General features: G+C 58.2%; 27 protein-coding genes and 1 pseudogene. 11 read left to right on the plus strand and 17 right to left on the minus strand.

Going from position 1 to position 26,939, the window contains the following annotated elements:
* Window positions 1–249 precede the first annotated feature (249 nt).
* Together LRP30_RS32880 and LRP30_RS32885 are read right to left on the minus strand one after the other, a co-directional pair.
* Window positions 250–1,115: pseudogene (locus tag LRP30_RS32880) on the minus strand (EAL domain-containing protein); the annotation flags it as partial.
* Between the two features lie 208 nt (window positions 1,116–1,323).
* Complete coding sequence (locus tag LRP30_RS32885) at window positions 1,324–3,999, minus strand: N-6 DNA methylase (protein WP_249757475.1); 2,676 nt, start codon at window positions 3,997–3,999, stop codon at window positions 1,324–1,326.
* A gap of 129 nt (window positions 4,000–4,128) precedes the next feature.
* Between LRP30_RS32885 and LRP30_RS32890 the strand changes: the two genes are divergently transcribed.
* The gene (locus LRP30_RS32890; protein ID WP_249757476.1) at window positions 4,129–4,803 is read left to right on the plus strand and encodes a recombinase family protein; all 675 of its coding nucleotides are present in this window, start codon (window positions 4,129–4,131) and stop codon (window positions 4,801–4,803) included.
* A gap of 280 nt (window positions 4,804–5,083) precedes the next feature.
* Here LRP30_RS32890 and LRP30_RS32895 read toward each other — a convergent pair whose 3' ends face one another.
* Both LRP30_RS32895 and LRP30_RS32900 read right to left on the minus strand, forming a co-directional pair.
* On the minus strand, window positions 5,084–5,644 hold the full coding sequence (locus LRP30_RS32895; RefSeq protein WP_129144742.1) for a hypothetical protein: 561 nt from the start codon (window positions 5,642–5,644) through the stop codon (window positions 5,084–5,086).
* A gap of 1 nt (window position 5,645) precedes the next feature.
* Window positions 5,646–5,831: a hypothetical protein gene (locus tag LRP30_RS32900; protein WP_129144741.1), complete on the minus strand. Its 186-nt coding sequence runs from the start codon at window positions 5,829–5,831 to the stop codon at window positions 5,646–5,648.
* 176 nt (window positions 5,832–6,007) lie between these two features.
* Here LRP30_RS32900 and LRP30_RS32905 point away from each other — a divergent pair, with 176 nt between their 5' ends.
* From LRP30_RS32905 to LRP30_RS32915, 3 genes are all read left to right on the plus strand, one after another.
* The gene (locus LRP30_RS32905; RefSeq protein WP_249757477.1) at window positions 6,008–6,220 is read left to right on the plus strand and encodes a hypothetical protein; all 213 of its coding nucleotides are present in this window, start codon (window positions 6,008–6,010) and stop codon (window positions 6,218–6,220) included.
* A gap of 50 nt (window positions 6,221–6,270) precedes the next feature.
* Entirely contained in the window at window positions 6,271–6,882 is a 612-nt protein-coding gene (locus LRP30_RS32910) for a hypothetical protein (protein WP_249757478.1), read from the plus strand.
* A gap of 65 nt (window positions 6,883–6,947) precedes the next feature.
* Window positions 6,948–7,895 carry a hypothetical protein gene (locus LRP30_RS32915; RefSeq protein WP_249757479.1) on the plus strand — a complete coding sequence of 316 codons (948 nt, stop codon included), beginning with the start codon at window positions 6,948–6,950 and terminating at the stop codon, window positions 7,893–7,895.
* A 6-nt stretch (window positions 7,896–7,901) separates the two neighbouring features.
* Here LRP30_RS32915 and LRP30_RS32920 read toward each other — a convergent pair whose 3' ends face one another.
* The 3 genes from LRP30_RS32920 to LRP30_RS32930 form a co-directional block, all read right to left on the minus strand.
* Window positions 7,902–9,230, minus strand: coding sequence for a hypothetical protein (locus tag LRP30_RS32920; protein WP_249757480.1), 1,329 nt, complete (start codon window positions 9,228–9,230; stop codon window positions 7,902–7,904).
* A 435-nt stretch (window positions 9,231–9,665) separates the two neighbouring features.
* Window positions 9,666–10,157 carry a hypothetical protein gene (locus tag LRP30_RS32925; RefSeq protein WP_249757481.1) on the minus strand — a complete coding sequence of 164 codons (492 nt, stop codon included), beginning with the start codon at window positions 10,155–10,157 and terminating at the stop codon, window positions 9,666–9,668.
* Window positions 10,154–10,636 (minus strand): hypothetical protein, encoded by a 483-nt coding sequence (locus tag LRP30_RS32930; protein ID WP_249757482.1) that lies wholly within the window; start codon window positions 10,634–10,636, stop codon window positions 10,154–10,156. Before LRP30_RS32930 ends, LRP30_RS32925 begins: the two co-directional genes overlap by 4 nt.
* 224 nt (window positions 10,637–10,860) lie before the next feature.
* Between LRP30_RS32930 and LRP30_RS32935 the strand changes: the two genes are divergently transcribed.
* Both LRP30_RS32935 and LRP30_RS32940 read left to right on the plus strand, forming a co-directional pair.
* Window positions 10,861–11,097, plus strand: coding sequence for a helix-turn-helix transcriptional regulator (locus LRP30_RS32935; protein WP_164937062.1), 237 nt, complete (start codon window positions 10,861–10,863; stop codon window positions 11,095–11,097).
* Complete coding sequence (locus tag LRP30_RS32940) at window positions 11,094–11,615, plus strand: ImmA/IrrE family metallo-endopeptidase (RefSeq protein ID WP_249757483.1); 522 nt, start codon at window positions 11,094–11,096, stop codon at window positions 11,613–11,615. The genes LRP30_RS32935 and LRP30_RS32940 overlap by 4 nt, the downstream gene beginning before the upstream one ends.
* A gap of 746 nt (window positions 11,616–12,361) precedes the next feature.
* Here the strand turns inward: LRP30_RS32940 and LRP30_RS32945 are convergent.
* Window positions 12,362–12,982 (minus strand): hypothetical protein, encoded by a 621-nt coding sequence (locus tag LRP30_RS32945; protein WP_249757484.1) that lies wholly within the window; start codon window positions 12,980–12,982, stop codon window positions 12,362–12,364.
* A 31-nt stretch (window positions 12,983–13,013) separates the two neighbouring features.
* Here LRP30_RS32945 and LRP30_RS32950 point away from each other — a divergent pair, with 31 nt between their 5' ends.
* Both LRP30_RS32950 and LRP30_RS32955 read left to right on the plus strand, forming a co-directional pair.
* Window positions 13,014–13,292: a hypothetical protein gene (locus LRP30_RS32950; protein ID WP_129144731.1), complete on the plus strand. Its 279-nt coding sequence runs from the start codon at window positions 13,014–13,016 to the stop codon at window positions 13,290–13,292.
* 1 nt (window position 13,293) lies between these two features.
* Window positions 13,294–13,623, plus strand: coding sequence for a HigA family addiction module antitoxin (locus LRP30_RS32955; protein ID WP_129144730.1), 330 nt, complete (start codon window positions 13,294–13,296; stop codon window positions 13,621–13,623).
* Window positions 13,624–13,807: 184 nt separating this feature from the next.
* Here LRP30_RS32955 and LRP30_RS32960 read toward each other — a convergent pair whose 3' ends face one another.
* Both LRP30_RS32960 and LRP30_RS32965 read right to left on the minus strand, forming a co-directional pair.
* Window positions 13,808–14,500 carry a hypothetical protein gene (locus tag LRP30_RS32960; RefSeq protein WP_249757485.1) on the minus strand — a complete coding sequence of 231 codons (693 nt, stop codon included), beginning with the start codon at window positions 14,498–14,500 and terminating at the stop codon, window positions 13,808–13,810.
* 899 nt (window positions 14,501–15,399) lie between these two features.
* Window positions 15,400–16,092, minus strand: coding sequence for a recombinase family protein (locus LRP30_RS32965; protein ID WP_249757486.1), 693 nt, complete (start codon window positions 16,090–16,092; stop codon window positions 15,400–15,402).
* Between the two features lie 327 nt (window positions 16,093–16,419).
* Here LRP30_RS32965 and LRP30_RS32970 point away from each other — a divergent pair, with 327 nt between their 5' ends.
* The 3 genes from LRP30_RS32970 (at window position 16,420) to LRP30_RS32980 (ending at window position 19,635) form a co-directional block, all read left to right on the plus strand.
* Window positions 16,420–17,517, plus strand: a complete 1,098-nt coding sequence (locus tag LRP30_RS32970; protein ID WP_249757487.1) for a DUF262 domain-containing protein — start codon at window positions 16,420–16,422, stop codon at window positions 17,515–17,517.
* The gene (locus LRP30_RS32975; RefSeq protein ID WP_249757488.1) at window positions 17,514–18,662 is read left to right on the plus strand and encodes a DUF3696 domain-containing protein; all 1,149 of its coding nucleotides are present in this window, start codon (window positions 17,514–17,516) and stop codon (window positions 18,660–18,662) included. Before LRP30_RS32970 ends, LRP30_RS32975 begins: the two co-directional genes overlap by 4 nt.
* Window positions 18,663–18,741: 79 nt before the next feature.
* Window positions 18,742–19,635 (plus strand): hypothetical protein, encoded by an 894-nt coding sequence (locus tag LRP30_RS32980; protein WP_249757489.1) that lies wholly within the window; start codon window positions 18,742–18,744, stop codon window positions 19,633–19,635.
* Window positions 19,636–19,888: 253 nt separating this feature from the next.
* Here the strand turns inward: LRP30_RS32980 and LRP30_RS32985 are convergent, their stop codons facing one another.
* The 7 genes from LRP30_RS32985 to LRP30_RS33015 all read right to left on the minus strand — a co-directional run bounded on the left by LRP30_RS32985 (window position 19,889) and on the right by LRP30_RS33015 (window position 26,812).
* Window positions 19,889–20,641: an Abi-alpha family protein gene (locus LRP30_RS32985; protein ID WP_249757490.1), complete on the minus strand. Its 753-nt coding sequence runs from the start codon at window positions 20,639–20,641 to the stop codon at window positions 19,889–19,891.
* 480 nt (window positions 20,642–21,121) lie between these two features.
* Window positions 21,122–21,718: a DUF4238 domain-containing protein gene (locus tag LRP30_RS32990; RefSeq protein WP_249757491.1), complete on the minus strand. Its 597-nt coding sequence runs from the start codon at window positions 21,716–21,718 to the stop codon at window positions 21,122–21,124.
* Window positions 21,715–22,023: a hypothetical protein gene (locus tag LRP30_RS32995; protein ID WP_249757492.1), complete on the minus strand. Its 309-nt coding sequence runs from the start codon at window positions 22,021–22,023 to the stop codon at window positions 21,715–21,717. The genes LRP30_RS32990 and LRP30_RS32995 overlap by 4 nt, the downstream gene beginning before the upstream one ends.
* 170 nt (window positions 22,024–22,193) lie before the next feature.
* Entirely contained in the window at window positions 22,194–24,131 is a 1,938-nt protein-coding gene (locus LRP30_RS33000) for a multicopper oxidase family protein (protein WP_249757493.1), read from the minus strand.
* Between the two features lie 81 nt (window positions 24,132–24,212).
* Window positions 24,213–24,707: a hypothetical protein gene (locus LRP30_RS33005; protein WP_249757494.1), complete on the minus strand. Its 495-nt coding sequence runs from the start codon at window positions 24,705–24,707 to the stop codon at window positions 24,213–24,215.
* Window positions 24,708–24,748: 41 nt separating this feature from the next.
* Entirely contained in the window at window positions 24,749–25,219 is a 471-nt protein-coding gene (locus LRP30_RS33010) for a hypothetical protein (RefSeq protein ID WP_249757495.1), read from the minus strand.
* Window positions 25,220–25,258: 39 nt separating this feature from the next.
* Window positions 25,259–26,812: a tyrosinase family protein gene (locus tag LRP30_RS33015; RefSeq protein ID WP_249757496.1), complete on the minus strand. Its 1,554-nt coding sequence runs from the start codon at window positions 26,810–26,812 to the stop codon at window positions 25,259–25,261.
* Window positions 26,813–26,939: the final 127 nt, after the last annotated feature.

Here is a 26,939-nt window from a genome sequence, read left to right on the forward strand (position 1 = left end):
TTCCGGATGACTAGATAACATGACGTATCCTCAATACGTAGATAAAGATACGGGATACGCGTTCAATTGTCGGCAATCGGCCCAACTGAGGTTTACATACCTTTGTCGCAAATGCGTGCGAGCATCAGACAATCGCGTGTCTTCACACAGCGGACGGCGCGGACCAGTTGGTTGGGGCATAGTCGCCGCGGCAACGCTGTTGGCCGCTTGCGTGTTCTTCGCGCGGCGCTATGTGTGAGCCTTTGTGCCTCACTCCAGCTCCATCACGGTCGGTGTCAAAGCGCTTCTGGCAAACTTCTTCAGCGGCATCGGCTTGCCGAACAGATGACCCTGGACGAGGTCAAACCGAGCTCGTTGACGGTAGCCAGATCAGCCCCGCTCTCGCTGCCTTCCGCGACGGCGCGCGCGCCGTAGCTCTGAGCGAGCTCGACGATGTGACGGCACACCGTTCGTTTCAGCCGGTCATTGCCGCAGCCAGCGACGAATTGCCGGTCGGCTTTAAGCTTGATGAAGGGAATCCTGTCCAGTCCCATCAGTTCCGGCCAGTTGGCGCCGAGATTGTCGATCGATAGGCCGATATTGTGGAAGCTCATCTCGCGAGCCATCTCGGCCAAAAAATCGAGGGCCTGGATCGCCTCATCGCTGGCGATCTCAATCGTCAGCGCGCCAAAGGCTGGATGCATCGGTATCCGGCGGCAGAGGTCGCGGACGGCCTGCGGCTTTCTCAAATATGGCGCCGGCAGGTTGATCGATAGATCGACCGCGCTCTGCCGTTCCAAGAGATAATGCCAGTCCTGCAGGGCGCGCTCGACCACAAACTCGGACAAGTCACAGAAATATGGATCGCGCTCCTCCGGAATAAAAAAGGCTGGCTGTACCACGCCTCACGTCGGGTGTCGCACACGCACCTTCGCCTCGGCACCACGGCGAACCAGCGAGCGCGCGTCGATCTTCGACTGATACCAGAGCTCGAGCCAGCCCCCATGCAGCGCCTCGCCGACATGCACCGCCGGACTCAAGGCCGGCTCCGCGGGCAGCAGCGTCTTCAGGCGCTCGCGGAGCGTGTCCGCCGCAAAGGGCGTGGTGAGCGGTGACAGCATCCGAAGCAACTCGTCCAGACGCTGGGACCACCCAGGAGTGGATCTCGCAGTTCGAGACGGGCCGCCTGGAGAATTCTCAGCCTCGAAACACGGTGCTAAAGGCTCGCCACGCTCGGAATCGACCTGAACACCAACAGTCTGCCGGGAACCAACGCTCGGGGCTAACTTACTGGCTTTACTGCATCAATTCGATTTGTTTCAACGTCGGTAACACCTTCCGCGCTCAAACTGCGCGAACGTCGGCGCTTCGCTGCCCAAGGTCTTGCAATCGCGTTCGCAACGCATCGAACCTCCGCACGGCGCTGGCAATGGCCTGTTGTTGCGCCACATCGAGTTCATCGTTTCCATCGACAGGCACTTCGACCTCAAGTTCCCTGACCCGAGTCGTGAACAGCTTTGCTTCGTACAAAAAGCCTCCCTTATAGACAGCGGCGCGCAGCGCAACGGCCAAGTAATCGAGATCAATGCCGGGGTCTTTCACATCGACGATGATGACATCATCGGTGATCCCGCACCGGTCGCGGCGAACAAACACTTTGCCAACGCTCGCGCCGTTAGCATTCACTGTGACAATCGGCTTCTTTTCAACGTCGCCTTTCTTTACCTGCCCGAAGAACTTCTCATCGACCAAGCCCTTAACCTCACGCTCAGTCTTGAAGCAGCTATAGATGGGCAGCTTGCCAGGATGCTCGCGGATTTCCTTTCCCGTCACCCGCGTCCCGGAGCGGACTGCGAAATACGCCGTGTCATTCATGCTGATCGTGCGCATGTCGCCGGACGTTAGGGCTTCGAGCTCTTTCTTCGCGGCAGCAAGCTCCGTGCTAATCTCCTCGATTTCCGACCGCGTCTCGTCAATGAAATCGACCCGCGTTACGGCGCTCTCCTTGTGACCAAGCGCGACAAGCTCTTCCTCGGTCCAGAACCGCCCGACGTCCCAACGATCATTTTCCGTAAACTCAGCGGCAGGGACAACCTTGGCGACCTGCGAACCTTGGACCGCACCGGGTTTTCCCTCCGCGTGTGCGACGAACATTCCGGCGATATCAGCCAGATCGTTTTCGTTTGGGGTCGGAACCCGCTCCCAGCTCAACGTTTCGCCAATCGTTCGAGCGATGCCGCAGAACACATCTGGGCGCTCATCGGCGGCAGTATGGCGCTTCTCCAGGGCGAGGATGTACGTGAGCTGCGCTGTGTTGAAGAATGTGTTTCTAGGCAAAGCAATCGAAGCAATCAGATTACATTCATCCAAGATGCGCTTTTTGGGTCCTGGATCAGTGCGGTTGAGCAGCCCCAAGGGCACAATGACAAACGCACGGCCGCCCGGCTTCAATGCGCCTGAAATGTAGCGGAGAAACAGAGCTTCAACACCTAGGCCTGAGCGGTCGTAGTAGTCTCTTAGGTCGACGTTGTTCTCGCCCGTGCCTGCCTCTCGAACCTCTTCCTTATAGACTCCGCTGCCTTTGGTGACGTAGGGCGGGTTTGTGAGGATCACATCGACCTTCGCTTCGGGCGGGTTCTCCAATGCGCCAAGCGTCTCGTTCGTATTCATCAGTACGAATGTCTCTGCCATGAGCTGGTTCAGAGCAGCAACAGTAGTGGTCGGGTCACGTACGGCTTCGGCGAAATGGATCAACGTGTTCGCTTTGGCGAGGATGTGTGTACTGGCGTCGACATCGACCCCAACGAAACGTATGCGGCGCTTGGGTTTGCCCTTTGCAAAGGTCACGTTACCAGCAAGCGCCGGAACGATAAGCGGAGGCTCAAGAACAAATCCACCCACGCCAGCCGCAGGATCGAGGACCACCGCGCCATCAGGAAGTTGATCAAGCCTCGCCATTCGGATCATCTGACGAACAACGTTTCGCGGCGTGAAGAATTGACCGAGCTTTTGCTGCCGAGCGCTACGGCGCAGAAACGTTTCGTAAAGGCGCAGCTTGAACTCTGGATCGATAGTGGTCAGCGGGCCGAATTTCTGGAACTCATCAAGAATATCTAGGAACGTTCGATTGAACCCTGATAGCGTAACCGTGGAGGAGCGCAGAAAGGCGAAGCCATTGATGATTGATGTTTTCGAGACGACCGTGCTTAGGCCGAACGTCCCAGCTACCTTCTCGTCAACCGCGACTGAATTGTCCGGGAAGATGCTCTTGATGAACGGCCTAATTTTCGTGACGTAGTATTCGATTGCCGTAGTCCCGTGCCGCTCCTGGAATTTCTTGGGTTCTTCCAACAGTGGATAGAAACGGTACGCTTCCGGCAGAGTCTTGAGCGGAAGATTGTCCGACAGAAACTTCAGCACGAAAATCTCGACGAAGGTGAGAAGACATTGCTTCGGCTCCTCCTTAGTGGCGTGCCATATGGTTTGCCAGACGGTCTCGGCGAGCGGCGCGGGGTCCTTCAACACCCCAGCATCGCCGGCTAAAAGGTTTGCGAGTACGCCAGGGCCAAAGTCGCGCTTGTCGGTGAGCCAGACAATCTCGCCCTTATCGAGGGACTTTTTTACGTCGACATAACACCAGCGCTGGCCATTCGACGTGACTGCGACAGCAGCACCTAGAGAGGCCGCGGCGAACAGCCCCTGTTCGGCCGCCTTCAGTAGTTCCTTTTCGGAACGGAGCTTCGTGGGAGCTTTATGCTCCGCCGTCGCGACGGCATGAGGCTTCCCATCATGGCGCCGAAGGAACACGCGATCCGGCTTGGCAGCCCCCGGTGTTTTTAGCGGCTTGTACGCGGCAAATGCGAATTTGATTGAGGAAGGAACAATGACCTCGACACCGGCCGCCTTTAATTCCCGGACGCTGGTCGCACCAATATTCAGCTCTTCAAAATCGCCGAACTTCGTCCCCTTGAGTTTACCCGTCGCGAGATAGTTTCTTTGATTGAGTTCTTCGTTCGACATTCCGCCGCCCCGGCAAATCAGTTGCACTCCCTACATCGCAGATAGCCGGCTCGAGGAGAAGCAAGAAACCTCTTGTATAAAAGATAAACGGGTGATAAGACTCTTTACAGCTGACCGTCAGAGGCCACCGTGGCGACCGAACGCACCCTCATCACCTACATCCGTGTCTCGACTACTCAACAGGGGCGCTCAGGATTGGGCATAGAAGCGCAGCGGCAGACGCTCGCTGAATTCGCTCAGGTTGAGGGGTTCACCGTTGCCTGCGAGTTCGTAGAGGTGGAGACCGGCAAGGGTGCTGATGCGCTCAACCGCAGGCCGCAACTCAAAGCCGCTCTCGCTGCCGCAAAGAAGCTCAGATGCCACGTAGCTGTAGCTAAGCTGGACCGGCTCAGCAGGGACGTTCACTTCATTTCCGGCGTCATGGCCCACAAGGTGCCCTTTGTGGTCGCTGAACTTGGGCCCGATGTTCACCCGTTCGTGCTCGACCTGTTCGCCGCATTGGCTGAGAAGGAGCGCGCGCTGATCTCAACGCGGACACGGCAAGCTCTGTCGGCCGCCAAGGCCCGTGGGGTCGCGTTAGGCAACCCCAAGCTCTCTGTAGCTCGCAAGAGCGCCGTGGAGGCCGTGAAGGCCGAAGCTGACCGCCACGCTGCAAATGTGCTGCCGATCATCCGTGAGGCCCAGAAGGCAGGTGCGAGCACGCTGCGGCAGATTGCTGAGGCGCTGAATGCGCGCGGTGTCCCGACGGCCCGAGGTGGCAGCTGGTACGCGCAGTCCGTAGCTAACGTATTGGAACGGGGCTGAGCGAGCCGCAAATATGTCGCGCGCCATGGAAAACTGCCCCCTCCAGGAATTGCGCCCTCCTTGGATAGCCGAGGAGAGAGCGAATGAAAGACGAACGAATCACGGAAGGCGCGTCGTGGGGTTGATCCACGGGGGCAGGTGATGAAGACGCCGGATGACCTCGCGGAGAGTTGCGCCTGAGGGCGTGCGAGTGCGCGCGCCAAAACGACGGCTTCCGGCAGCTTGAGCCACTCGGCTTTGCCGTGGGATCGTCGCACGGCACCGGACAAATGCGATGCACCTAGGCTGACGGACGAAAAACGCCTTGGATGCACGACAGGTCGCGCACCGCTATCTGCACATGCGTTTCGCGCTGAATGAAGGCGCCAGGGTAGAGCGGGCCACCCTCGATAAACATACCCCTCACGGTCTGAAACTTCGGCTTCGGTAAGGACTCGTATAGATAGTTGATGACAGCGCAATCGAGCGGCCGACGAAGTTCATCGATATTTTTGGGCAGCGCCTGCTTTGCTACCTCGGACACTTTCACAAGTCCGTCATAGGCCGTTCGGATGACGTCCAAAGAGGACTGCGTGGTCAGGTCGAGGCAGAGGCCCAGATCGATGACCGCCCCCACTATAGCGGGGTCTTTTATTTTCCCGTTCTTTCCGGGACGGTCTCTAAGCTTCTCAGCCCATCGCATCGCTCGAAGCGGGTCGTTCTCCCAGAAGTATGCGCCTGCGCCCAACCAATCGTAGTTATTCGTGCTGGCTTCAAAGGGAGAACCCGCGAGGAGCTTTTCTGCGATGGACCTGTCACAGCCGTGATAGCCAAGGACAAAGCCGGTAACCGTGCGCCGCACGTCAGCCCTTCGGTTTGGGGCGCTCTTCGGCCCGCGCGATGCCCAGGCGCTCAAGCATCTTCTGCGCCTCGTCCCGATTTCGGGCGGCCCGGTCCGTGAATGCCTCAATCTCCGTTCGGATCGCCTTCACCTCTTGCGGCGTGGCGTTACCGAAAAGCGGCATGCTGGAAGGAGTTTTGTTTGCCATATAAACATTCTAGGCAAGTTGCTCGCAATTTCCAAGCCCCCGCAGCCTATTTTTTGGAACATCGGCAAGGGGGGGCCAGTTGGATTCAACCTTTGCTTTACGCCAGGGTTGCAGAATGCGCGGCAGTATGCACTTAGTTTACGGAATTCGCGACAGCCACTCGCGGAAGGTAGCCGATGACCCCGCCAGCTTCGGATCCCAAAAAGGCCAGCGCCGAGACCTCGATCGTGAAAGTGCTCAACCCGGAATCGGAGAACGGCCGGCGCGTGGACATGCGACAGCTCGGGTTTAAAGGATCGGTGTCCGAGACCGCTCTCGAGCAGATCGAGCAGACGGACGCGCGCGCGCAGCGCGTTGTGACGACCGCGACCCGCTTCGCTTTCCGGTAGATTTTAGGATCCGTTAACCCCTTTTTTGTTCCGCACGGTATAAGTGTGGAATGCGCGTGATTCTAAAGGGCGTAGTGCTTACGCCGCAAGGCGCACAGTCGCTGCGCCAACAGATTGCAGGCGATAGGTCTAACGCCAGCGTGGATGCTCTGCTCGACCACGTCATCGAGCTCGGGGCAAAATACGCGATTGTAGAATCCCCGTACACCGACCGCGACTATACATCCGACTATCTGAGCTTCTACGCCGGTGCCTTCAAAGCCCATGCGAGAGGCATCAAGCGCATCCATTTTTTCCGGACAGATATCAGCAAACTGTTCGAGCTTCCTCTTTCCAAGCAGGTCGTCGAGCTTGAACGCCTCGCGGCCAAGGACAAGAACTATTGCGGGTTCGCGGTGATCAGGCCTATCGCGCAAGGCCCGATTGGCAGAACCGTTTTGCGCTTTCCGTCGATCGGAAAGCTTACCGTCAGGCCGGCGGCGCGTGCAGATTTCGAATCTCACGTTCTTGGGGTTCGGGTGAAGGTAACCGGCGCACCCTTCATCAACAGGACATGCGGCTCGGTGCTTGCGCGCAGGCCGCAATCTGGATGGCAGGACGAGCAGTCGAGACTCGGCACCGACGAACGAGCTCGTACACAATTGCGGAAATCACCAACCTAGCGATCAACCCGACGGACTCAGAACTTAGCAGATCGCTTCCTGCCGGATCCGAGGGGCTGAATCCCATGCACATGATCCGCGCGTTGCGTGGCATGGGGCACCAGCCACTCCATATGCTCTTCAAGGAGCTCGACAGCGGCCAACAGGTTGCTCCGACCATCAATGGCCCGGAAGTCATTCACCGCTACCTTGATTCGGGGGTGCCGGTTGTAATCGCCATGGCGGACATGGGTCATGCGATCTGCGCCGTGGGCTACGTCGAAGTACCTGGCAAAGCCGCCCGCGACGGAGGCACACACGTCGTTTTCGCTCGCGGATTGATCGTACACGACGATCAGAGGGGGCCCTATCGAGTACTGCCTCTCAGCGTAGACGATATCGAACATCTGCCTTCAGCGCGCCTCATGAAGTGGCAGCAAAAAATCCTCACGGTGGAGGAAAACGTCTCTCACATGTTTGTACCGTTGCCGTCACGCGTTTTCCTACGGGCCGAGAACGCTGACATTGTCGTGAGAGACTTTATCAAGACGACGAGCTACGTTTCTGACCAGATCGTGAACGCCGTAGGCAATGGCAACTCCACAGCTGCGGCCAACATCCGAGCGTTCTTCGACGGATTTGCCGCAGGGCGCTGGATACAGCGCACGTACTTGACTACGGCCGCTCGCTACCGACGCCACATCAGCGCAAGCGGGATGAACGAACCGATGAAAAGCGAGATCGTTTCTCGCGCGCTTCCACACTTCATTTGGGTCACAGAGCTGATCGACAGGTCGTCCAAGCAGGAGCGGCGCACCGGCGCTAGGCCTGTAGTCGGACATTTCGTCCTCAATGCAACGAGCAGCACAGACTACAACAACGATCTCTTGATCGCCCAATTTCCGCACTTCATCGTGCACCGCGACGTCAATCCTATCGCGGACAACGGAGATGTCCTAGACGTCCCCGCCGAAAGTATGGTCAGCTTCGATACGAACAACGAGTATCTCGGCCGAACCAGGACCGTTGCCTAGCAACCGCTAACGTGCCGGGCAGGCGACGATCGGTGAGACGGGCCGGCCCATGACCTGACTGACTGCTCTGTTTGAGTTGACGAGATCAAAGTCGACCATTTCACAGCAGGAGCCGGTCTCTATCGCGCGGCATAATTGAGCTACCTGCATTGCTGCCGCTGCAAGAGCCGTGCACGGCACGCCGACCGGCTGATTTTCTATTGTGATAGCGCCGCACTCGTCCAAAACCCCAGCTTGAACGAGAGACTGAATATTTCCGCGCTTGACTACATTCCCCTCGCCGACCCGCTCGGAAGGTTCCGCTTCCGGCCAAGCGTCGACTGGCATTCTCGAGCCAGGAAAGGCATGCAATCGCACGTCGAAGGCCTCGTTCGCGGTCGAGCCAAGTCCGGCATCAAGGAGCAGATCAAACTCTGCGGAGGCAGCGAAGCGCCGTGCATTCAAATTGTCGACGCCAACAAGCGCGACTCGCGGCTCGTCCTGATCAGGTCTGGAGGTCGCCAGAAATTTGCGTTCGTTCAGAATCGTACGAAAACCAACGCGTTCAGCCCAATCTGCAGCACACCTGACCTTCGTTCTACCAATCCAGTTCGGCTGCGTAAGAAGCTGGACACCCAAGTTCTCCCAGCCACAGATATCCGGGTCGTTGAGTAACAAGCGGACTTGCGACGTGTCCCGATAGGGCAGCAAGCCCAGCGTAAAGAGCGTCGCTTGCCCCAGGTTTCCCATTCCAAGCAACCATAAATCAGCCGGGAGGTTGCGCAGTTCTGCCGATGCAGGCGACGACTGTCCCTGCGGCTGCCATAGATCATATTCGAGCATTCTTCGGGCTGCAATCGGATCGGACAGGACGAATGCTCGAAACGCAATGGCTGTCGATGCCGCACGGGCGAAAATGCCGCTGAGCTCGTTTCCCGGCGAGGTCGTGGCGACGGGCTTCGGGCCGACGATCGCTTTCCAACCGGTGGCGGACACATAGATGTGGCCCGCCCCCTTCGTGCCTATGCAAATGCGAAAGGCATGGGCGGGAGCCGGCTCCTTCCGACAACCAGCTTCAAGGAGTGCGCGCTTGAACAATCTCGGCAGCCCGTTCCCGACAACCGTCTCACATTCAGGCTGGCGTGAAAGAAAGACACCCCTTCGAAACATCTTGCTACCGCACGCCACGATCGCGATCGCGCAGGCCTGAGCCCATGCCGACTGCTCGACATCGTCGTCGATGATCATTTCGAGCGAGGCGCGATCGAGGGCCATTCTGGCGCCCTGGAGATCCAGATCTGGAAGGACCGCCAGGAGCAGTTGGGATCCGCGGTCTGCTTCGATATTTGACGTCATGCAAACCTCCTAACCCGGAAGAGCTTTCGCCCGAGTGAGCTTAGGTCCGACCATCCATCGCGACGGCCTCTGTATTCATGGATGCCAAATTCGCCTGGCATGTAGTCCCGATTGGCATAATTTGGCACGATTAGTGCGAGATGACCGCGCTCGGGTATCATCGGATGGCTCTGATCGACATCGCTTTGGCGATATGACGCGCCTGGATGAGTATGAACGTCAGCGACTACGCTACACCCTTGCTGCTCGCAGATCCGCCACACGTCGTCCATGCGCGATCCATCGAAAATGATGATCTCTTGGAGACAATTCGGATCAACCGCGTCGTATGGCAGAAAGGAGGTGATGATTTTGGTCTCACCTTCCACTCTGCCTAAGAGGAAACCTCCGCTCTCGCGACGCCCTTGCCCGCGGACACGCAGTTCTCTAAGAATCTCACGCCACAAGCGTTCGTCGCAGCGCAGCCGCGGCGTCGGGCGCAGTCGAGACCAAATAGTCCGGATTATTGATAAGACCATGGACGATTTCCAAAAGTGTCAGGACGGTTGAGCCGGGCTTCCAGGTGAGTTCTTCGAACTGGTTCGGCCAGTGGTCCCGAGCGATGCGATCGATCGGATGGTAGAGGCATGCGTTCCATGGCGTGAAGGCCACCAGCACACCCGTCCTCCCCATGGGCCGCTGATCAACGCTTAATGCCGTATCGGTCCGGCCGTCCCACAATTGGGAGGTGGGTGCGAGGGCCGGATAACTTCGGCAGTCGACCCGAAGCAGAAAGCGCTTCGGTCCTTGCTCGCGCTTCGGCGCCGCAATGGTGAAGTAGGCAATAGGAAACTCGAGAGCTTCTAGTCCCCACTTCCCTCGCTTCGAACCAAGTTTGAACGTGAGGCTGTCGATGTCCGCGCGGAGAGCCGCATGATCCGGCGTCATTTGGCACCTTGCGGCTTGATGCGGAACACGAGCGAAAAGGCGATCTTCTTCTCGCCTTTAGCGACTTGGCCAAGGTGCAGGTCCGGCGTCAGGACTTCTGAGCCGAGCTTCAGCTGGTACTCTGCCGACACGCCTTCGAGGTTGAGTGCCGAAGGCGAGATCGCCCATGCAATGATCGTTTCGATCGTAACGCTTGGAGCGAAATCTCGGTGAACCTGGCGAGAGTTGTAGACCACCGTAACGGTAATCTTGCCTTTGGAGGCGACGTGAATGAGCCGGAATTCCTCGATCACGAGTTCAACAACCCGCTTCTCCTCGACGACACACTCTTCCTCATCCTCTAGGAAGATCTCGGTGAGCTCGGTCCGCTTGGTTTCAAGCACGACCGCTTCGATGACCTCCTTGGCGGTCGCGCTGCGTGACACCTGGATCTGACGGGGTCCGCGCTCCCCCTCGACGGCCAGAACCAGTTCGTGCAACTTGGTTGTCCATTTCCGTGCTCCGCGATGAAGAACGGGCACCTTTTACACTTGCATTCCTGAAATGGCAATATTACAAACGTTATGAATTTGCTTTCATCATAAATCGTTGGTAATATAAACATTTCTTGAAATTTGCTTTTGACGGTGTAGAATAAGGCATGGATTCAAATCTTTATCGTCTGTTCGGAGACCGAGTCCGGGAGCTCCGAGAGACCCGCAGCGTGACCCAGGAAGAGCTTGCGCGCCGGGTCCAGCTCTCACGCGCGTCGATTACGAATATCGAGAAGGGACGCCAGCGGGTGCTGCTGCATCAGCTGATTGAGATCGCGGATGCCCTGGACGCGAAGCCTTCCGAACTCATGCCTTCACCGCAGTCGCAATCGGATCCCACCATGCGACGGGACGTAGCGCGCGTCGTGGAGATGCTGAAGAGCGAGAAATCAAGGTCGGATAAATGAAGCCTCGCATCGGCTACGCACGCGTACGCCGCAAGGCTGCAGAGCTTCTTGAGGGCCAGAATTCTCCACCGGTTTCGCTCGATCTCGTAGCGGACTTGCTGGGTGCAGAGATCCGGGAAGTAGAGCTCGATGACGATGCGTCGGGAATTCTATTTCGGGGGAACGGCCGCAAGGTAATCGCGGTCAACAGGTCGCATCACCCTCTGCGTAAGCGCTTCACAATTGCCCATGAACTAGGCCATCTCGCTCTCCATAAGGGAGCAGAGGTTCATGTCGATCAGGTCTTCAGAATTAACTTGAGAGACGCGCGTTCGGCGACCGCTGAAGACGTCGAGGAGATCGAAGCCAACGCCTTCGCAGCCAATCTGTTGATCCCACCGCAATGGATTAGGCTTGACCTTGCGGGCTACACTCTCGATCTCGAGAATGAGGCGCGCATCGACGCTTTGGCCGAACGCTACCAAGTCAGCAAACAGGCAATGATAGTGAGGCTAACATCGCTATTTTCGCCGAAGTAGTCTGCTGGGGACCCCTAGGAGACTGAGAGGATAACGTCCCGGGTTTGTGAATCCGCGCACGCCAGCTTCCAGCTCGGTCCAATTCAATGACGCCGTTCCGCCCGCAACGCTCCGGCAGCTCACAGGCCGGATATCGCCAAGATCGCCATTCAGCGGCAGCTATCTGCGTCATGACCAGGCATGCGATATCCAATTCAGGGAAGAAGACGGGGGCCATCTGGGACGATGGAACCTGACCGCTGGCGCTGCGAACCTAGCCTTCGGACCGAGCGAGGCAGGAAAGCAACAGATCGATCCCTCGGTTCTCCAGCAGCTTGGTGAACCTTCAGAGAACGTCAAAACGACGTATCTTCAGCGACTTACGCCGGTTCCGAGTCGGGTGCCCACACATCCGGATTGTACGGAACCGCGCCCCCAAAAGATCGTCGAACGGGGACCCCGGATGTATTACATTTCGGGTCAGATCGCTGGACATAGGGCGTGCGCACAACCAGCCCCTCCTGATGGAAACATCAGGGCCATCGTATGAGATGGACAGCCCCGAGAGGGTCAAGAGGTTCGCCCCGAGACATCTCACGATGTCGCACAGGCCCGAAAGGGCCTGTTTCCTTTTGTCACAACGGTTTCTTTCGGTTCCGATCATAGTTGCGGCCGGGCCACCGTCCTTCAGCCTCAGATTGACCACGCTGGCGAATTTACCTGGTGAAGGTTGCGACACCTCCTGCATGCGTCGGTGACTTGCTATGTCACATCATGTGTGACATGGTGGAACCATGATTTTGTGGTCTACCCATTTGCCGCTCAACGAGCCAGACGATCGCCGGAACATGCTCCTGCGGGGCGTTTCCGCACTCGACCGATCGGGTCCGGTCGCCTTCAAGATGAAGGCGGATGATGGGAGTAACTTTCTCCTCCTGCTGAAGATTGCCTTCACTCTTCAGATTGGCCGAGACAGGAAACGGTTCTGGAAGCTCTACCGCAATACACGTCCACGACGTGCTTCCATTCTGAGTCGCTCCAATCTCGATGTCACCATCTATCGCGATGATGTCTTCATTTCCAAAAAGCAGATTGGCGCGATTTCTGAGGAGCTCTCGGGCCTCGTTGATGAGTTGGATGTCGATATCGTCTTCGGGCTCGCGCCCGAAGAACTGACGTTCGACACCGCCCAACTGTTCCAGGAGCAAGTGGAGAGCCTCGAAGCCGCCCTTCATGAGGCTGTCGAACGTCGCGTTCGGTACAGCCGCAGGTTCACATTCAAGCGTGATCGCAAGTCTCTCGCTCTCCAGGATGCGGAGCGCATAAGCATCCACTCCTATCGCATCAAAACGGGCATCTCTCCGCCCGAAATGGCTCGGTTCGACCAACTGAACGGATCCATTTCATCAGGAGAAAGCCATGTCCCCGTTCGCAGACGAACGGTCCGCGGACGTTTTCGCAGGTCGCCACAGGAAGGACGTCCCCGAAAACGTCGCGAAGCGCGCCGCACGACAATTCGACATCCTGCTCGCAGCAACCAAGCTCGAGGATTGTCGAATTGCTGGTCGCGGCCGTATCGCCAAGCGCCCGAATACCGATCCTCCCACATTTTGCTGTTACACAGATGGTCAGTGGTGGGTGACCTTCCAGTGGCAATTTGACCGAGCTGTCAACATCAAGCTTGAAGATACCGGCTAACATGATCGATCGACGACCAAGCACTCCGGGTGAGATTCTCCGCGAGGAGTTTCTCACCCCGCACAACATCACCCAAGATGAGCTTGCCAAGGCCATGGGCGTGTCGCGCTTTCGCGTGAACGAGATTATCAATGGCCGCCGCGCCCTCACATCCGAAACGGCGGTTTTGTTAGGTAAGGCACTTGGCACTTCCGCCCGGTTCTGGATGAACTTGCAGGTGGCGGTCGACCTGTTCGATGCCGAGCGCAAACTCGGTGCTGCGGCGGCGTCGGTTCAGTGCCTGCTGGCTGCGACGCCGTCCGAATTCGTGGTCGAGATGCCGTTAGCGTAGCCACGAGATCTCCGCTGATTACCGTAGCGCGCCAACACGCTAACTCCGGGGTCGAGCAACTCCGCAAGCTCGGCATCCTGAAGGAGATTACCGGCAAACGCCGCGACCGTACAAGAGGGACCAAGAGGTTCGCCCGAGACATCTCATGAGGTCGCACAGGCCCGAAAGGGCCTGTTTCCTTTTGTCACCACGGTTTCTTTCGATTCCTATCGTAGTTGCGGCGCGGCGACCGCCCTTTCAACGTCATATCGACCAAGCTGGCGAATTTGACCTGGCCGAACGTTGCGACACGCCTGTTTGAGTCGCGCATGAAGGCGCTCCTCACTCGCATCTTCAAGCTCGCGCGCTTGTCTCCTTTCCAGCGTTCGAGCGTAAACGGAATGACGTAGTGTAACGGATCCTGGTCTGCGCCCGCCATCAACTTGACGACGAGACAACGATCGCTTTCGCCCCAGCCCGAACCGCGCAGGGCATGTTCGATATGTGCCCAGATATTCAATGATGCCTGATGCCGTTTCAAACAAAAACGGCCATCGTCCCTCGACGAAGGGGCAAATATGGGTCGTGTGTCGCCCTCGCTCGCGTCTTCGCTGAAGCAATGATCGGACAACTCTATCAAGATCGCGTGCTGCTCGCCGCCGCGAACGATTCTTCGCCGATCTCGAAAACTCCCCAGTAAGCGCCAAGGCATCCCATCGCTGTCATTTCTCCCCACTTTCGTATAAGAGTTGCGGGAGTCGTCGAACGACCCCGATCGACGGACCAGCTTAGGGAGCAGAGCTGGGTCCAACTGGAAAAGGCGACGATCGCAACAATGGGTGCTGGCCTTGGCGGAGAGCGGAACCGACAGGCCAGCATAAACCTGCTGCGTAGGCACGCGCCCAGAGTCGTGAAGACCGCCTCTAAATCAGCAGCCTGATTTCCCAGCCGCTAGTAGAGCGCTCCGCTAACGCGCCGTCAGCAAGCGTCAGGCGAGCTCGCGGTCACAAGGCTGCTGGTGAGTATCTGTTCCAGGAGCTGCCCGATGCGACAGCCACGAGGCCCCGCTCAGCGGTGGCGTCTCAAGCCTTCACTCGGTACAGGCGCAAGGTTGTGTTGGTGCTGGGAAGGGAGAGCAGTCGGAGTATGATTTCCATTCGTTCCGCCGGTGGTTCACGACGAAGGCCGAGCAAGCAGGACAGCCCCCGTGGATCATTGACTACGTGACGGGACACAAGCGCCCTGGTGAGACGCTAGGGAGATATTCGGAGGGCCCGTCCATGGTCCAGATGAGAAAATGTGTTGAGGCAGTCAGGTTGCCGCGTCAACGCGAACCACGTCCCTTGTAGCCAATCAATATTTCGCCGCCCATGTGGATAAGGCGCGGCTCAGGCATCAGCAGGTAGCCGTCTCCGAGCTTCCTCCAATGATCTGTCGAAACGCGCTGCTCGGGTAAAACCAATCTTTCTGAGCGGCGGCGAAATGGTTGTGACGGTATTGGCTTAAGTTGCTCGTCTGCGTCTAACGAACCACTCTCCTCCGGACCCGTTGTCCAACCCGCAAGCCATCTGACCGATTCGCGCGGGGTATTTTACAACTGCGAATTGAATGAGGAGGAGGAGGTGTCGAATGGACACCAACATGTTCCCGCGTCACAGACGCAAAGGGCATGCCGTGGGAGCTGCGCAGCGACTTCCCCGTATGCACCCCCACGAGGCCAGGCCGGAGGGTGGTGGCACGCGACCCGCGCATGCCAACTAGGAGGGGCGATGGACCAATCACGAGATGATGTCTGGCTCAATCTCTCTCCAGCATGAGCTTCACGGCCGTCGCTGCATAGGGTTTGCCCGACTTAGTGGTGTATCCCGCAGCCGCCAACTCCATGGATATCTCACGTAGTGATCGCTTCCCTCCCTTCGGCCGCGCCCGCGCCAATGAACGCGCAAGCCTGACAGTGGCCCGCCCATCTCTGCCGTCCCGGTCCAACGTCTGCTCTGCGATGGATTTCCGGCCCTCAACCTTCACACCCGTGCGGCGCTTACGGTCCCGAGCACCCCTGAGCTTCGCCACCAACATCGCCTTCTCAAACTCAGAGACGGCACCGAGAACCTGACGGATAAGGCGAGCTGTCGGCGTATCATCCAGGAAGGAGGTGGGGCTGTCGGCCGCAATGAGGTCAATGCCGCGTGACTTCAGCATGGCGAAGCCAACCTCCTGCACCATGAGGTCACGCGCAAAACGGTTGGCCGTCTCGACGATGATAGTCTTGGTCCCGTTAGCCTCTAGCGCCTCCATCATCGCAGCGAAGCCCGGACGGGTATCAATGGGGTCGGAGCCCTTCACTGCCTCATCGTAATACGTGCCCGCCAGTACGATGCCTGCCCGCTTGGCATAGACCTCGATAGCTTGGAGCTGGCGCTGCCCACTGTCTTTATCTTCACCGATATTCGCGGCTGATGAGGTCCGGAGATAGGCGAATGCCTTCATCATTTTCGCTTGCCCAGACATCGCTTAGCTCCGCCCATCGTATTCAATTCCATTAGATTTAGATACAGTCAGTCGTCAGCTTTTTCAACTGTACCTTTTGGAATGGCAGCGATTCGCTTGTGAGGGCCTAGAAGCGCCCCGCTCCGACCAGAGCGCCTCTGACTTCCAAGTACGGAGCGAACATTTCTCCGCTGGAGGAGCTAACCCGAGGAGGCCACCGCTTGAGACCTCGCACTCCTGGCGGCGTGTGGTATTCGTCTGAACCGAGTTTGGGAAGAGGCGTTAACGATATTCTTGCCTCCCCCGCCGACAACGAGAGAAAAGACCGAAATGAATGCCGATGAAGATCAGGAGCCGATTGAAGGACTCGATCTGACGTCGAGACCCGAACAAGGCTCACACTACCCGTTGGACGATGTGATGGTGCGAAATGAAACTCGTACCGTCGGCGAGGTAGTGAAGCGGATCGATCAAGGTCGATACGCGATGAACCCCGACTTCCAGAGAGACTTCGTCTGGCCAAAGGATAAGCAGTCCAAGCTTATCGAGAGCTGCGTCATGAGAATTCCTCTTCCGGTCTTTTACGTCGCGGAAGGTGCAGACGGACGCGTCACCGTGGTGGATGGACTTCAGAGACTGAGTACATTTCGTTCGTTTCTCAATGGCGAGCTTCGACTGCAAGGCTTGGGCAAAAAACATCCATTGGAGGGAAAATCGTTCAAGGCGCTTCCGATCAATTTGCGAGAGCGGATCGAAGATACGCAGCTTACAATGTACATCCTGGACAAAAATGCTCCTGATGCCGCCCGTCTAGATATTTTTGAGCGGGTCAACAGCGGAATTCCGCTCACTCGCCAGCAAATGCGCAACGCGCTTTACAGTGGTCCAGCGACAAGATGGCTTGCAGACTTTTCAGAGAAGGAGGTGTTTCGCAATGCAACTGGCGACTCCCTTCAACCAAAAACGATGCGTGATCGCGAAGCAATCAATCGCTTTTGTGCGTTCTATCTGCTCGACTGGACAACATACACTGCGGGCGACATGGATGAGTATCTAGCGGGCGCTCTCAAGCTCATGAACCGAAGGAGCTTTGATTTTCAGCAGCTTGAAAAACATCTGCTGCTATCTCTAAATCGCAATTCCACTTTGTTTGGCCGACACGCCTTTCGCAAATCGCTAATCTACGGAGCGAGCGATGTGGGACGAAGCGTGATCAATATTGCACTGTTCGACGTCCTCTCAGTTGCTTTTGCCAAAATTGACAACAACATCTTCACTCGCGATTCACTTCCGATCAAAAATGCAATTATCAATCTCATGCGAGATTCGGAATTTAATCATTACATTACGTACTCCACTAACGCCACCTATCAAGTTCATGGCCGTTTTCGAAAGATGAACGAAGCGCTCGGAAAGTTCTTGAAATGATAGAAAGCCTCAAAATTCAGAAATTTAAGTGTTTTCCTGAGCTGCACTTGCCGCTGGCTCCCCTGACGGTGCTTACCGGCTTTAATGCAGCCGGGAAGTCAACTTCCATGCAGGCCCTCCTTCTTCTGGCGCAGGCGTCAAGGTTCTCGCCCGGAAGCGCTGTGGTAGCGCTTAACGGTCCGCTTACGCGGCTCGGATCGGTTGGCGATGTGGTTGCACGAAACTCAGATGGAATGATGTCCCTTGGCGTGGAAGCTTCCGAAGGCTTTGGAAGATGGGAATTAGCGCCATCCCGAGAACTGGACAGCCAATTCATGAAGCTCGAAAGGGCAACGGTTCGGGATGAAGACGGAGCCACATACGAGTCGACGGAGGAATTTTGGCCCGATCCTCTGAAGAAGTCAGGCCTCTTAGAAGCGCTACGTCGCCTTCTTTACGTGGGTAGTTCGCGAGACACTTCGAACGAAGCGTTCCCATCCCCATCAGAAACTTCAAGTCCGTATGCTGACGTCGGACCGAGAGGTGAATTCGCGCCTTGGTGGTATACTCGAACTGCAGACGATGAGGTCGACGAACGGCGGCGTCATCCAACTGAAGAGCGTTTGACAGTAAGAGGACAGATCGATGCTTGGCTGAATGATCTTTTTCCCGGAGCCTCGGTAAATGCCGACTCAATAGCAAAGACTTCACTAACGCGCCTTGAATTCCGCATGGGACGAAGTGGAGATTGGCACAGACCTTCGAATACTGGCTACGGCTTGGGGTACGTATTCCCCCTCCTTGTGGCACTTACAACCATGAAGGCCAATCAGGCGATCATAATTGATGCTCCAGAAGGTCACCTTCATCCGAAAGCCCAATCCATAATGGGGACGATTCTTTCCCGGTTCGCAGCTTCTGGTGTCCAAATAATCGTCGAATCTCACAGCGACCACATTTTGTCCGGAGTGCGGATTAGTGTCAAAGACAAAGTCCTACCGCCCAACAAAGTCGCTCTGCATTTCTTCCAGGGACGCAGCGGCGAGCAGGACGCGGTGAGTATTGTCACTCCGAGTCTGGACCAAAATGGCTCTATTGATGCGTGGCCGGAGGGTTTCTTCGATCAAGCGGAGCTCGACTTAGCGAGACTCACTGGCTGGAATTGATTTTTAGATGCGAATTTTTTTGAACGAACTTTCGATGGATGGGGGATTCCCTGATCGAGGATCGGTAAGAGTCGCTTTGATGGAACTGGTTGCAGCGCGATCTCGCTGCCGACACCTGGCGAAAACGCTGTACTGCTCGTTCGCTCTTCCAAATCGAAGGGGCTGGCCTCCAGAGACTCTGCAACAGACCATTGCGAGCTTTAGCAGGGATGAAAAGACTCAAGTTCTGGCGTGGTTGAGTCAGCGGGGGCCATTCCTAGAGCAGGACCGACAGGATGTAGAAAACGATCTTTTCTTCTTCGAAACTGAGGACGTTACCGATCTCGGACTAGGCGAGGCTGCACGGCGTCTTACGCACAGAAGCCAGTCGGCTGTCTACAGCTTTGCAAACGGGTCCACGCGCGACTTCAGACGAACGCCACTGCCAGTGATCCACGGGTTACTGGAAGAACCGTATGGGTCTCTCGATGTTCCGAACTGTTGGACCCTAGAGGACTTACTGAAGCTTTCAGAAACTGCAGTTCCTGATCCAGAATCTTGGCGAGAAGTCCTCACTCGATCCCGCGATCAATTCGATAGACTGATACTAGGGGACCACTGTCTAGCTACCCTTCAAGGAACACCGTTCAGCCCGGCTTTGGCGCGACGAATAGTTGCTCTGCTCGGAATTCTCCAAGCTATTATGCAGGAAATGGATGAGAACGGCGCGCTTTCGAGGAAAGGAGAAGAACTTCGGCAGACGTACTTCGTTGGCGATCGGGCGCTGTTCTCTGATGAGTCCGATACCAACAAGGCACAATTCAAGGAAGAGATGACTTTCGTCGATCCGTGCGATGCGGAGAAGCGCCTCACATGCTTCTGGCATGGGAAGATAAACACGCCCAAATTTCGCGTCCATTTTGATTGGCCTGTTAGCTCGCCTCGGGGAGGGATGAGGGTTCCTTACATCGGCCCAAAGATTTCGAAGAAATAGACTCGGCTCGAAAACATTTTTGGGACTCCCGAGCGCACCTTGGATGGGGAGTCAACTCCGACGGGCTCCACGTTCACGCGCCCACCGGCAAGGCACATGAGGAGTAGCGCGGCAAACAACGCATCGACAAACCGCTCGTTTTCCATTGGCGGGTTAGATGCAGGCTCGTGCCTCACCATCACCCAACTGCGTTCTGATCTTCGCGCCGAGGACAAGCGCAGAGGATCATCCCCGCAGCAGCACCAAGGCAGCATCACCCCCATTTCTTAGCGTGCTTCTCGAAGCCCGAGGTAGGGATGCACGCAGTGACGAACAGCTTGCCGAACTCAGTAAGCATCATCTTGCTGTGGCGCTGGATGCCCGTTTGCGGTCCACCGGCAACAGTGAAAGTCGGAGTCTGCTTCTCGATGGGCCAGGACGCGAGATTCAACGATTCGAGGTGAGAGTAGGATAGCTCCATGAGGTCGGGGAGAAAGAGTTCGTGCTTCGCCAACTCACTACTCTGCACCACTCGATTCACGAACCTGTTCTGCGCCGTGTCCAAATCGAGATGATCCGTCACACCAAAGCTCTTGTCGCGCAGGCGGTACAGTATCCACGCCTCATCCCGACTCAGCAGCGAGATGATTTGAGCGAATGACGGATGCAAAGTCTTCTGAGCTTCAGCATCCACGGACTTGGTGAGAACCTCCTCATAGAGGTCCCACAACTCAGATCCTTCGTGGACATATTGCAACCGCTCCAGGACCGGCCCGACAATCTCCAACGGAGCCTCCGCACGCCTCTTCTCCGGCACACGCTTGCTGATGCGCTCACATGCCCGCTCCAAGCGGTCCTGATAGGCAGCGGCATATTGTAGAGGCGCAAGGAGCAGACGCGCGGTCTTCACGACGTCCGTGCCGATCTTGCCAACCTCCTTAGCCGAACCGCTTATTGCGTCGTCGTACAGCTTTCCAATGGTCTCCTTCGGCACGAGCTTGCCGAGCGATTCCATAATATCCACCACGACCCCCGCCTCCTGTCTGAGTCGGAACCAACTTTGGTGGGGAGAGCGGAACTCCTCAAGTTCGTGGTTCGACTTACGCACTGCTAGTTTTGCGGGTTGGGACAGGTCTTCGGAACACGACGACGATTTCGGCTGAAAGAGAGGGCTTCACGCAGGTGGTGTGGTCAGAAATCTGGTCAGAAAATGGTCAGGGTGGAATTTGGCAGACGCATCAGCCGGTCGAGGGCGTTCTCAGGCCGGCCGCCCTTTTCCGCCTCGCCGGTCGCGCAAGATCTCCATGAGCCTCTGCGGACGGTCGGTCGATATCAGCTTGTCGACGAATCCCAACTCCGGTCGAGCCCGTAGACGTACTTCACAGCCTGTTTGACGACCCGAGAGTTGACCTCATGAGCCAATTCCTTGGGCGGCCGGTCTTTGAACTTGCGCTCGATTTCTCCGGTGTTGGTCGCGACGAATAAGCGGTGGGGCCCTATAGGGAGGTCAGGTAGCATTCGGGTTCGCTGAACGTCTTGGACATGGAGAGTGGCCTGTCGGACGTGAGCAACGGTGGTGCATCGTCCGGCGTGACCACGACGGACGAGCGGCCACGTCCTCGGGCATCCGCATCAGCGACATCGCGAAGAGCGACCAGATCGACCGCCGCTCAGCGTCGTTGCGGATCTTCTCAACGTCGGCCTCGATAATGTCCAAAGCTTTCGCCAGGAAGTCGTCTGCCGGGCTCATGAACTTGTCATCGCCCCCCTGCGCGATCGATTTGAGTACGCCCGGTTTTTCGTAGAGCCAGTCCTTGAAGCCGGCCTGGATCGGATAGACGCGCTGGCGGTAGATCTTATTTTTGTAGGGGCGGCTGAACTCGCGGACTTTGGCGTCGTCTCCAGCCCAGCGCCTCCAATAGAACTGCGGAACATAGTGGTGTCGGGTGGACTGCTGGGCCTCGCCGCACAGCCAGATCACGTTTCGGCAAGCGGCCTCCGTCTGCGCGGTGCAGGGCTGGATGTATGGATGACCGCAGACGCTGCACACGACGGCACGCGTCCGCGTCGGCGGGGCCGGCGGCATGGCATCATCGCCGCTCATTTGCGTAACCAATCGTTTGTAGTGCCTTGTTCGGTCGCCTCGCCCCTGGTAGAGGCCGAGCAATTCACTTCGTCCTCGATTATCTCGACGAGAAAAAGCGACCAGCGCCTATCCTTGCCCTGCACGATACGGAAAGTCCGACCATTGCGGCGGCAATAAAAGGCGGCGGAGCCGTCGATCGCGGTCCAACGACAGTCGGCTCCTGAGAGGAAGCGCAGGCGAGCCTCGGGTTCCTCCTCGGCCTCGATCCAGCCGTCCTCGGTGACGTCCGACAGCGTGCCGAAGATGCCGAAACGGTTCCGCATGCGTTCGGAGAGCTTGGCATAGTCCTTTGATCGACGGTCTGCCGCGCGCCCCCGTGGTAAAGCAGGTCGAGTATGCCGACGCCGTCGCGGCGCTGACCGAAGCGCTTGATGCGACCGCTCCGCCTCTAACCAGGCCACCGCAACCACACCATCGGGATCGTCCGGCGGACTCAATGGTGATTCATCGCCACTCCACCCGCTCCATCCGGAATCGCCACGCGGACGTTCTGCATCATTCCCTGGTCCTCGTGGTCCAGGATGTGGCAGTGAAGCACGAAGTCGCCCACGTATCGACGGTACCTCGATCGCGCGACGATGGTGTAGCCGGCTTTGACGAACAGCGTGTCGCGCCACTCGCCCTTAAGATTGGCGTACTGAGGATCGTCCGCTTCGCCATCTACGCTGACATCGACGTGCGAGGGGTTGCGGATCTCCATGATCTGAAACGGGTTCACGTGGATATGGAACGGATGTCCCGGCACGCCAGCCGTCAAGGTCCATTCGTCCGCGGATCCGAGAATGAGCACGCGGGGCGCACCGGTAGGATCATATGGCACGCCGTTCACTCCGAATCCGGTGCCGCCGATCCTCAGATCCGCCGCCTGACGATGTCCCTTGACCTCGGTGTCCGACATGTCTAGATGCGGGGCGAAGGACGTCAGGCGCAGATCGTTCGACAAATCGTCGCGGACCTTCTGACGCGAAGCTACGGGTACGTTGCGGTCCGCGGCGGCCAGCAACTGAGCCGTCACGAAGGCCCGGAGATCGCTACCAGGTGGATTCCCGACGCCGACGTTGACGCTTCCGAGCAGCTTGCGGCTCTTGACGTCTGCGTTGATGTTCGCGTTCGCCGGCGCCTGATCGTCGATCACGCAATAGTCTCCGGCTTCGGGGAAGACCATCAGCAGGTCCTCGCGATAGCCCGGTTGCAGCACCGTCGTCTGACGTTGCGCGATCTTACGGCGCGTAAGACCGTCGCTCGCGATCGCGAACTGCGGCAGTGGATCGCCCAGACAATTGGCGGCGACCCAATCCTGCTGCGCCTTGGCATCGGCGAGCTGCCCGTAGACAACGCCCGGACGCATCTTCTTGAACTGAAGCTTGACGCTGTCGCGGACGCCCGCATGAGCGATGCGCCAACGTTCGATGCGTCCGGCCTGGGCGCCGGGGAAAAGCGGCAGAACCTCGCCGTTCACGCTCGTGTATCGGCCGGATTCCGGCCAGGAGCCTGGACCGAACTGATCGTAGCTCTCGATACCGCCCACCTCGCCGGGCTTGCATGCGTAGGCGCCGTTGGCGTCGACCTCGATCTTGCCGCTCGCGTCGCGACAGGCATACTGCACCTGCTGCAGCAGCACCGGCCGTTCGGGGTACGGGGCTCCGGTGCTTTCCTTGAGCAGCGTGTCGATGTCGCCAGGGCTCTGAGACGTCGGCGGACGGTTTCCGCGGACGATGAGCAGTCCCGCCATGCCGCTGGACACCTGGAGCGCGGTCGAACCGTGCAGATGCGGATGGTACCAGAATGTTCCGGCCGGATGATCGGGGGGAACGTTGTACTCGTACTGGAAGTCCACGCCCGGGTTGATGCTGATCAGCACGTTGTCGCTGTTGCCGGCCGGGCTGATCCAAAGTCCGTGCGAATGCAGGTTGGTCCGGTTGAAGCAATGCGGCGTGTTGATCTTGCCGTCCCGCGAGGGACAGTTCTCGTTTTCCGGCTTCAGCAGATTGCGCAGCGTGAGCCGCACGGTCTCGCCCGGCGAGATGTCTATGGTTGGCGCGACGAACGGCACCTTTGCCGGCGCGGTCTGCTTGGCATCCTTGTACGAGCGGAGCCGCACAGCGTCGTAGTCGCCGGTCGCCGGATTGTAGATCTTGGAATCCGTGTAATCGATGTTCAACTCGATGACCGCCTCTCCGGAAACCAGGGGAGGACCGGTGATGATCGCATCGAGCGCAAGCAGACTACCGCTGGACCTGGCACGGAGCACTTGCGCGGCAGGCGGCGGCGTCACAATCCGCTTGATCTGCTGATCCTGCTGGGCTGTAGCCCTATCCATGCACGACAGCATCGATGTCGTGCCCGCGAGCATCGACAGCCCGATGACCATGCGTCTTTCGGCAACACAAGCAAATCGAAAAGATCGTCTGCGGAGCATGTGCGCTTTCCCGTCGAAATGCCCGATGATGAATTAGCTTTGTCGCACCGCGATGAAGGACGCGACGTACCCCGCAGCCGCTCCGTTGTGCGGCTTCGCCCGGATGACCGATCCGACCAGTGCGGGCACCTGATCGACGCCATTGGGCCAGCGATACGCGAGCGCGGCCCGGTAGTCGTATTCCCAACCGTCCGTATCCGTTTTCGGCCTACCCGAGCCCACGATGGCCGCCGAGAGCGGCGCCGTTGCGGTCGCCGGCTGAATCGTTCCCGCCAGGTCGAGGCCACCGCCCTCCCAGTCGATCCCGCCCTTCAACGAGTTACCTTCGGTCTGGAGAGTGAACACGGCCTCGGCGAAGATCAGGCGCAGCGCCTTTTGAGGATCTCCGTCCACGAGCGCCGGACGATTGTGGAAACTCCGGTACGTCCATTTGCCGGCGAGTTCCGGAGCGTCGGCGGCGGATTGGGCCGATGCACGCACGCCGACGAGAAGACCCGCAGCCCCCAACAACAGCCTACGTCGGTCCATCGTATTCTCCCGTTCACGGAATTGGCACGTCGATCCGGCTCTCAAGGCAATTCCACGTCTGCGACCCGGAGAGAGGCGCCCTTGCCGCTCCCGCGCACGGCAACGAGGCGCACGGTGAACGTGACGGCCTTGCCCGCACCCATGTGGGCCGCGAAATCGGGCGGAAGAGCGAAACGGAAGCGCTGGGCGTCGGATGGATCGTCGGCCACGAACTCCCGGTCGGGCGTGACGCCGAAGCGCCCGATTTCCCGGTCCGAGCCTCCTTCGACGCGACCGTCGACGACGACCTCAACCGGCGAACCGTCGGCAGATGGATGGTAGCGGCTGATTCCGACGATGACCTCCGGCCGGCCGATGGGGGCGGCGGAGGCGCGCCGCGTCGCCGTGATGACAGCCGGCTTGTCGACGGTGGCGAACAGCGGCTCGTTCTCCTGGGCGTGGCTTGTCGAACACCAGAACGAAAGAACGAGCGTACAGACTGAGGCGATCCGACGCATGCGAGTGTTCGCCATGACGTTCTCCCCGCAGTCATGTACACCACTGACATGGGATCACGCGTTGACGAATGCAATCTCGACGGCACCCGGACGTAAAGTGCCGACGGGATCGTTGGGCGCGATGGGGACCGGAATAAACTGCAGATCGATCTTGCCGGATGGAGGCTGCCCACCTGCATAGACGCGTTGCATGGCGCCGGTCAGATCGAGCGCGAACGAAGGGTTGGCGTCTCCACCGCCGTGACCGCCATGTTCGCCATGCACGAAGATTCCGAAGCTGCCCACGTAACCGGGATCGCTCACGGGCGTCTGCGCGTTCAGGCCGGGACGGTCCAGGAATACGCGAAATTCCGTGTTCTGCGGCTGCGTGGTCGCGACGTCGCGGACAAAAGCGAATACGCGCGCGCCCGTCGCTCTCTGTTCGCGCGCCGCGGCGAAGTTCAGGAATTCGGTTCCTGAAGAAACCGGACGACGTCTGGAGACCGCTGCGATCAGTCCGGCATCGACGCTGACCGGCACACTGAGCGGCTTCGAGATCGTCCCGAAGTCCTGACCGCTCGGGGAGGCAGTAAACGTCTTGACGTCAGGAGACTTCGGCACCCCGGTGGCGTGCAAGGTCACGAGCTTGCCCTGCAAGGCAACCAGATTCGGGAACGACGTCGCGACGATCGAGGTGGACGGCAGGCCATACGTGTAGCCAAGCGTCTCGGGGATCGCGAGCTCCGAGACCTTGGGCGAATACGACGAACCGTCGGCGTTCATAAAGTTGTCCGTGAACGTCATGTCCTTCCAGAAATGATCGTCGGAATTCGAATTGCCGAGCGAATTCCACACGGCCCAGAGCCTGTCCAGGTTACAGTGGTGCATGAAGAAGATCGGATCGCGCGGCGACATCGCCGACGGCATCCAGCCGCCGATGCTATTGTGCACCATGTTGTGCGGCAGACGCTCGAGCGTGCCTTGAAGTCCCGTCCGCTTCAGCACCCATGAAGCGTCGAGGCTGTCCTGCCCGCGCGGCCGGCTCGTTCCGAACGACTCGTAGTCCGGAGCATGGAGGATGTCCTGCAGCACCGCCGGACCGACGAAGCGCGACGGCATCGGATCGGTCGCCGGCCATGTCCGCTTCCAGTTCTGCTGGAAATCGTTGTCGTCGACGTACAGCCAGTTCGGCTTGCCGTCCTTGGTCTTCGGATCGAGAAAGACCTCCGGCATCGTCGGATTGCTCGTCCAGTCCCAGTACGGCAGAGCGAAGTCGTCGTTGTGCGTCAGCTGCCGGATGATGCGTTCGTAGGTCAGGATGTAGGCTCGATGCCAAGGGAGAAAGTACCAATTCCCATGTGGGCAGAACTTGTACGCGTTCGGGTTCAGGCCATGGATGGCGGCGAGACCCGCCCATCCGGTCTTGTCGGTCGCGGATTTCTGCTTCAACAAGCCGACCGCGTCGCGATAGGTCGCGACGATCGGATCGTTCCACGCTAACCCCTCGAGCGTCCGGCGCTCCGGCGGCTGACCTGCGGCGAGCGCCTTCATTCCGGGTATGCCGCTGGCGATCACACCCGCGCCGATCACGCCGCCCTGCAGCATAATGTTTCGCCTGGAGATCACCACGACCGAACTCCTATCGATGCCAATACTAGAGCAGGCTAAACCATCAACCTCGGCTAGTAAACCTATAAGTGAATTTTCTCGTTACGCTCCTTTTGCTTGTAACATCCGGGTAGGGTCTTTCGCGCCT

It is taken from the genome of Bradyrhizobium sp. C-145 (assembly GCF_023375135.1).
GTDB lineage: Bacteria > Pseudomonadota > Alphaproteobacteria > Rhizobiales > Xanthobacteraceae > Bradyrhizobium > Bradyrhizobium zhanjiangense.

Coding starts and splice junctions, on each gene's coding strand:
- LRP30_RS32885 (WP_249757475.1), bottom strand. CDS start 3,999: ATGTCGAACGAAGAACTCAATCAAAGAAACTATCTCGCGACGGGTAAA.
- LRP30_RS32900 (WP_129144741.1), bottom strand. CDS start 5,831: ATGGCAAACAAAACTCCTTCCAGCATGCCGCTTTTCGGTAACGCCACG.
- LRP30_RS32905 (WP_249757477.1), top strand. CDS start 6,008: ATGACCCCGCCAGCTTCGGATCCCAAAAAGGCCAGCGCCGAGACCTCG.
- LRP30_RS32910 (WP_249757478.1), top strand. CDS start 6,271: ATGCGCGTGATTCTAAAGGGCGTAGTGCTTACGCCGCAAGGCGCACAG.
- LRP30_RS32915 (WP_249757479.1), top strand. CDS start 6,948: ATGCACATGATCCGCGCGTTGCGTGGCATGGGGCACCAGCCACTCCAT.
- LRP30_RS32920 (WP_249757480.1), bottom strand. CDS start 9,230: ATGACGTCAAATATCGAAGCAGACCGCGGATCCCAACTGCTCCTGGCG.
- LRP30_RS32925 (WP_249757481.1), bottom strand. CDS start 10,157: ATGACGCCGGATCATGCGGCTCTCCGCGCGGACATCGACAGCCTCACG.
- LRP30_RS32940 (WP_249757483.1), top strand. CDS start 11,094: ATGAAGCCTCGCATCGGCTACGCACGCGTACGCCGCAAGGCTGCAGAG.
- LRP30_RS32950 (WP_129144731.1), top strand. CDS start 13,014: ATGTCCCCGTTCGCAGACGAACGGTCCGCGGACGTTTTCGCAGGTCGC.
- LRP30_RS32955 (WP_129144730.1), top strand. CDS start 13,294: ATGATCGATCGACGACCAAGCACTCCGGGTGAGATTCTCCGCGAGGAG.
- LRP30_RS32965 (WP_249757486.1), bottom strand. CDS start 16,092: ATGATGAAGGCATTCGCCTATCTCCGGACCTCATCAGCCGCGAATATC.
- LRP30_RS32970 (WP_249757487.1), top strand. CDS start 16,420: ATGAATGCCGATGAAGATCAGGAGCCGATTGAAGGACTCGATCTGACG.
- LRP30_RS32975 (WP_249757488.1), top strand. CDS start 17,514: ATGATAGAAAGCCTCAAAATTCAGAAATTTAAGTGTTTTCCTGAGCTG.
- LRP30_RS32980 (WP_249757489.1), top strand. CDS start 18,742: ATGGAACTGGTTGCAGCGCGATCTCGCTGCCGACACCTGGCGAAAACG.
- LRP30_RS32990 (WP_249757491.1), bottom strand. CDS start 21,718: ATGAGCGGCGATGATGCCATGCCGCCGGCCCCGCCGACGCGGACGCGT.
- LRP30_RS32995 (WP_249757492.1), bottom strand. CDS start 22,023: ATGCGGAACCGTTTCGGCATCTTCGGCACGCTGTCGGACGTCACCGAG.
- LRP30_RS33000 (WP_249757493.1), bottom strand. CDS start 24,131: ATGGTCATCGGGCTGTCGATGCTCGCGGGCACGACATCGATGCTGTCG.
- LRP30_RS33005 (WP_249757494.1), bottom strand. CDS start 24,707: ATGGACCGACGTAGGCTGTTGTTGGGGGCTGCGGGTCTTCTCGTCGGC.
- LRP30_RS33010 (WP_249757495.1), bottom strand. CDS start 25,219: ATGGCGAACACTCGCATGCGTCGGATCGCCTCAGTCTGTACGCTCGTT.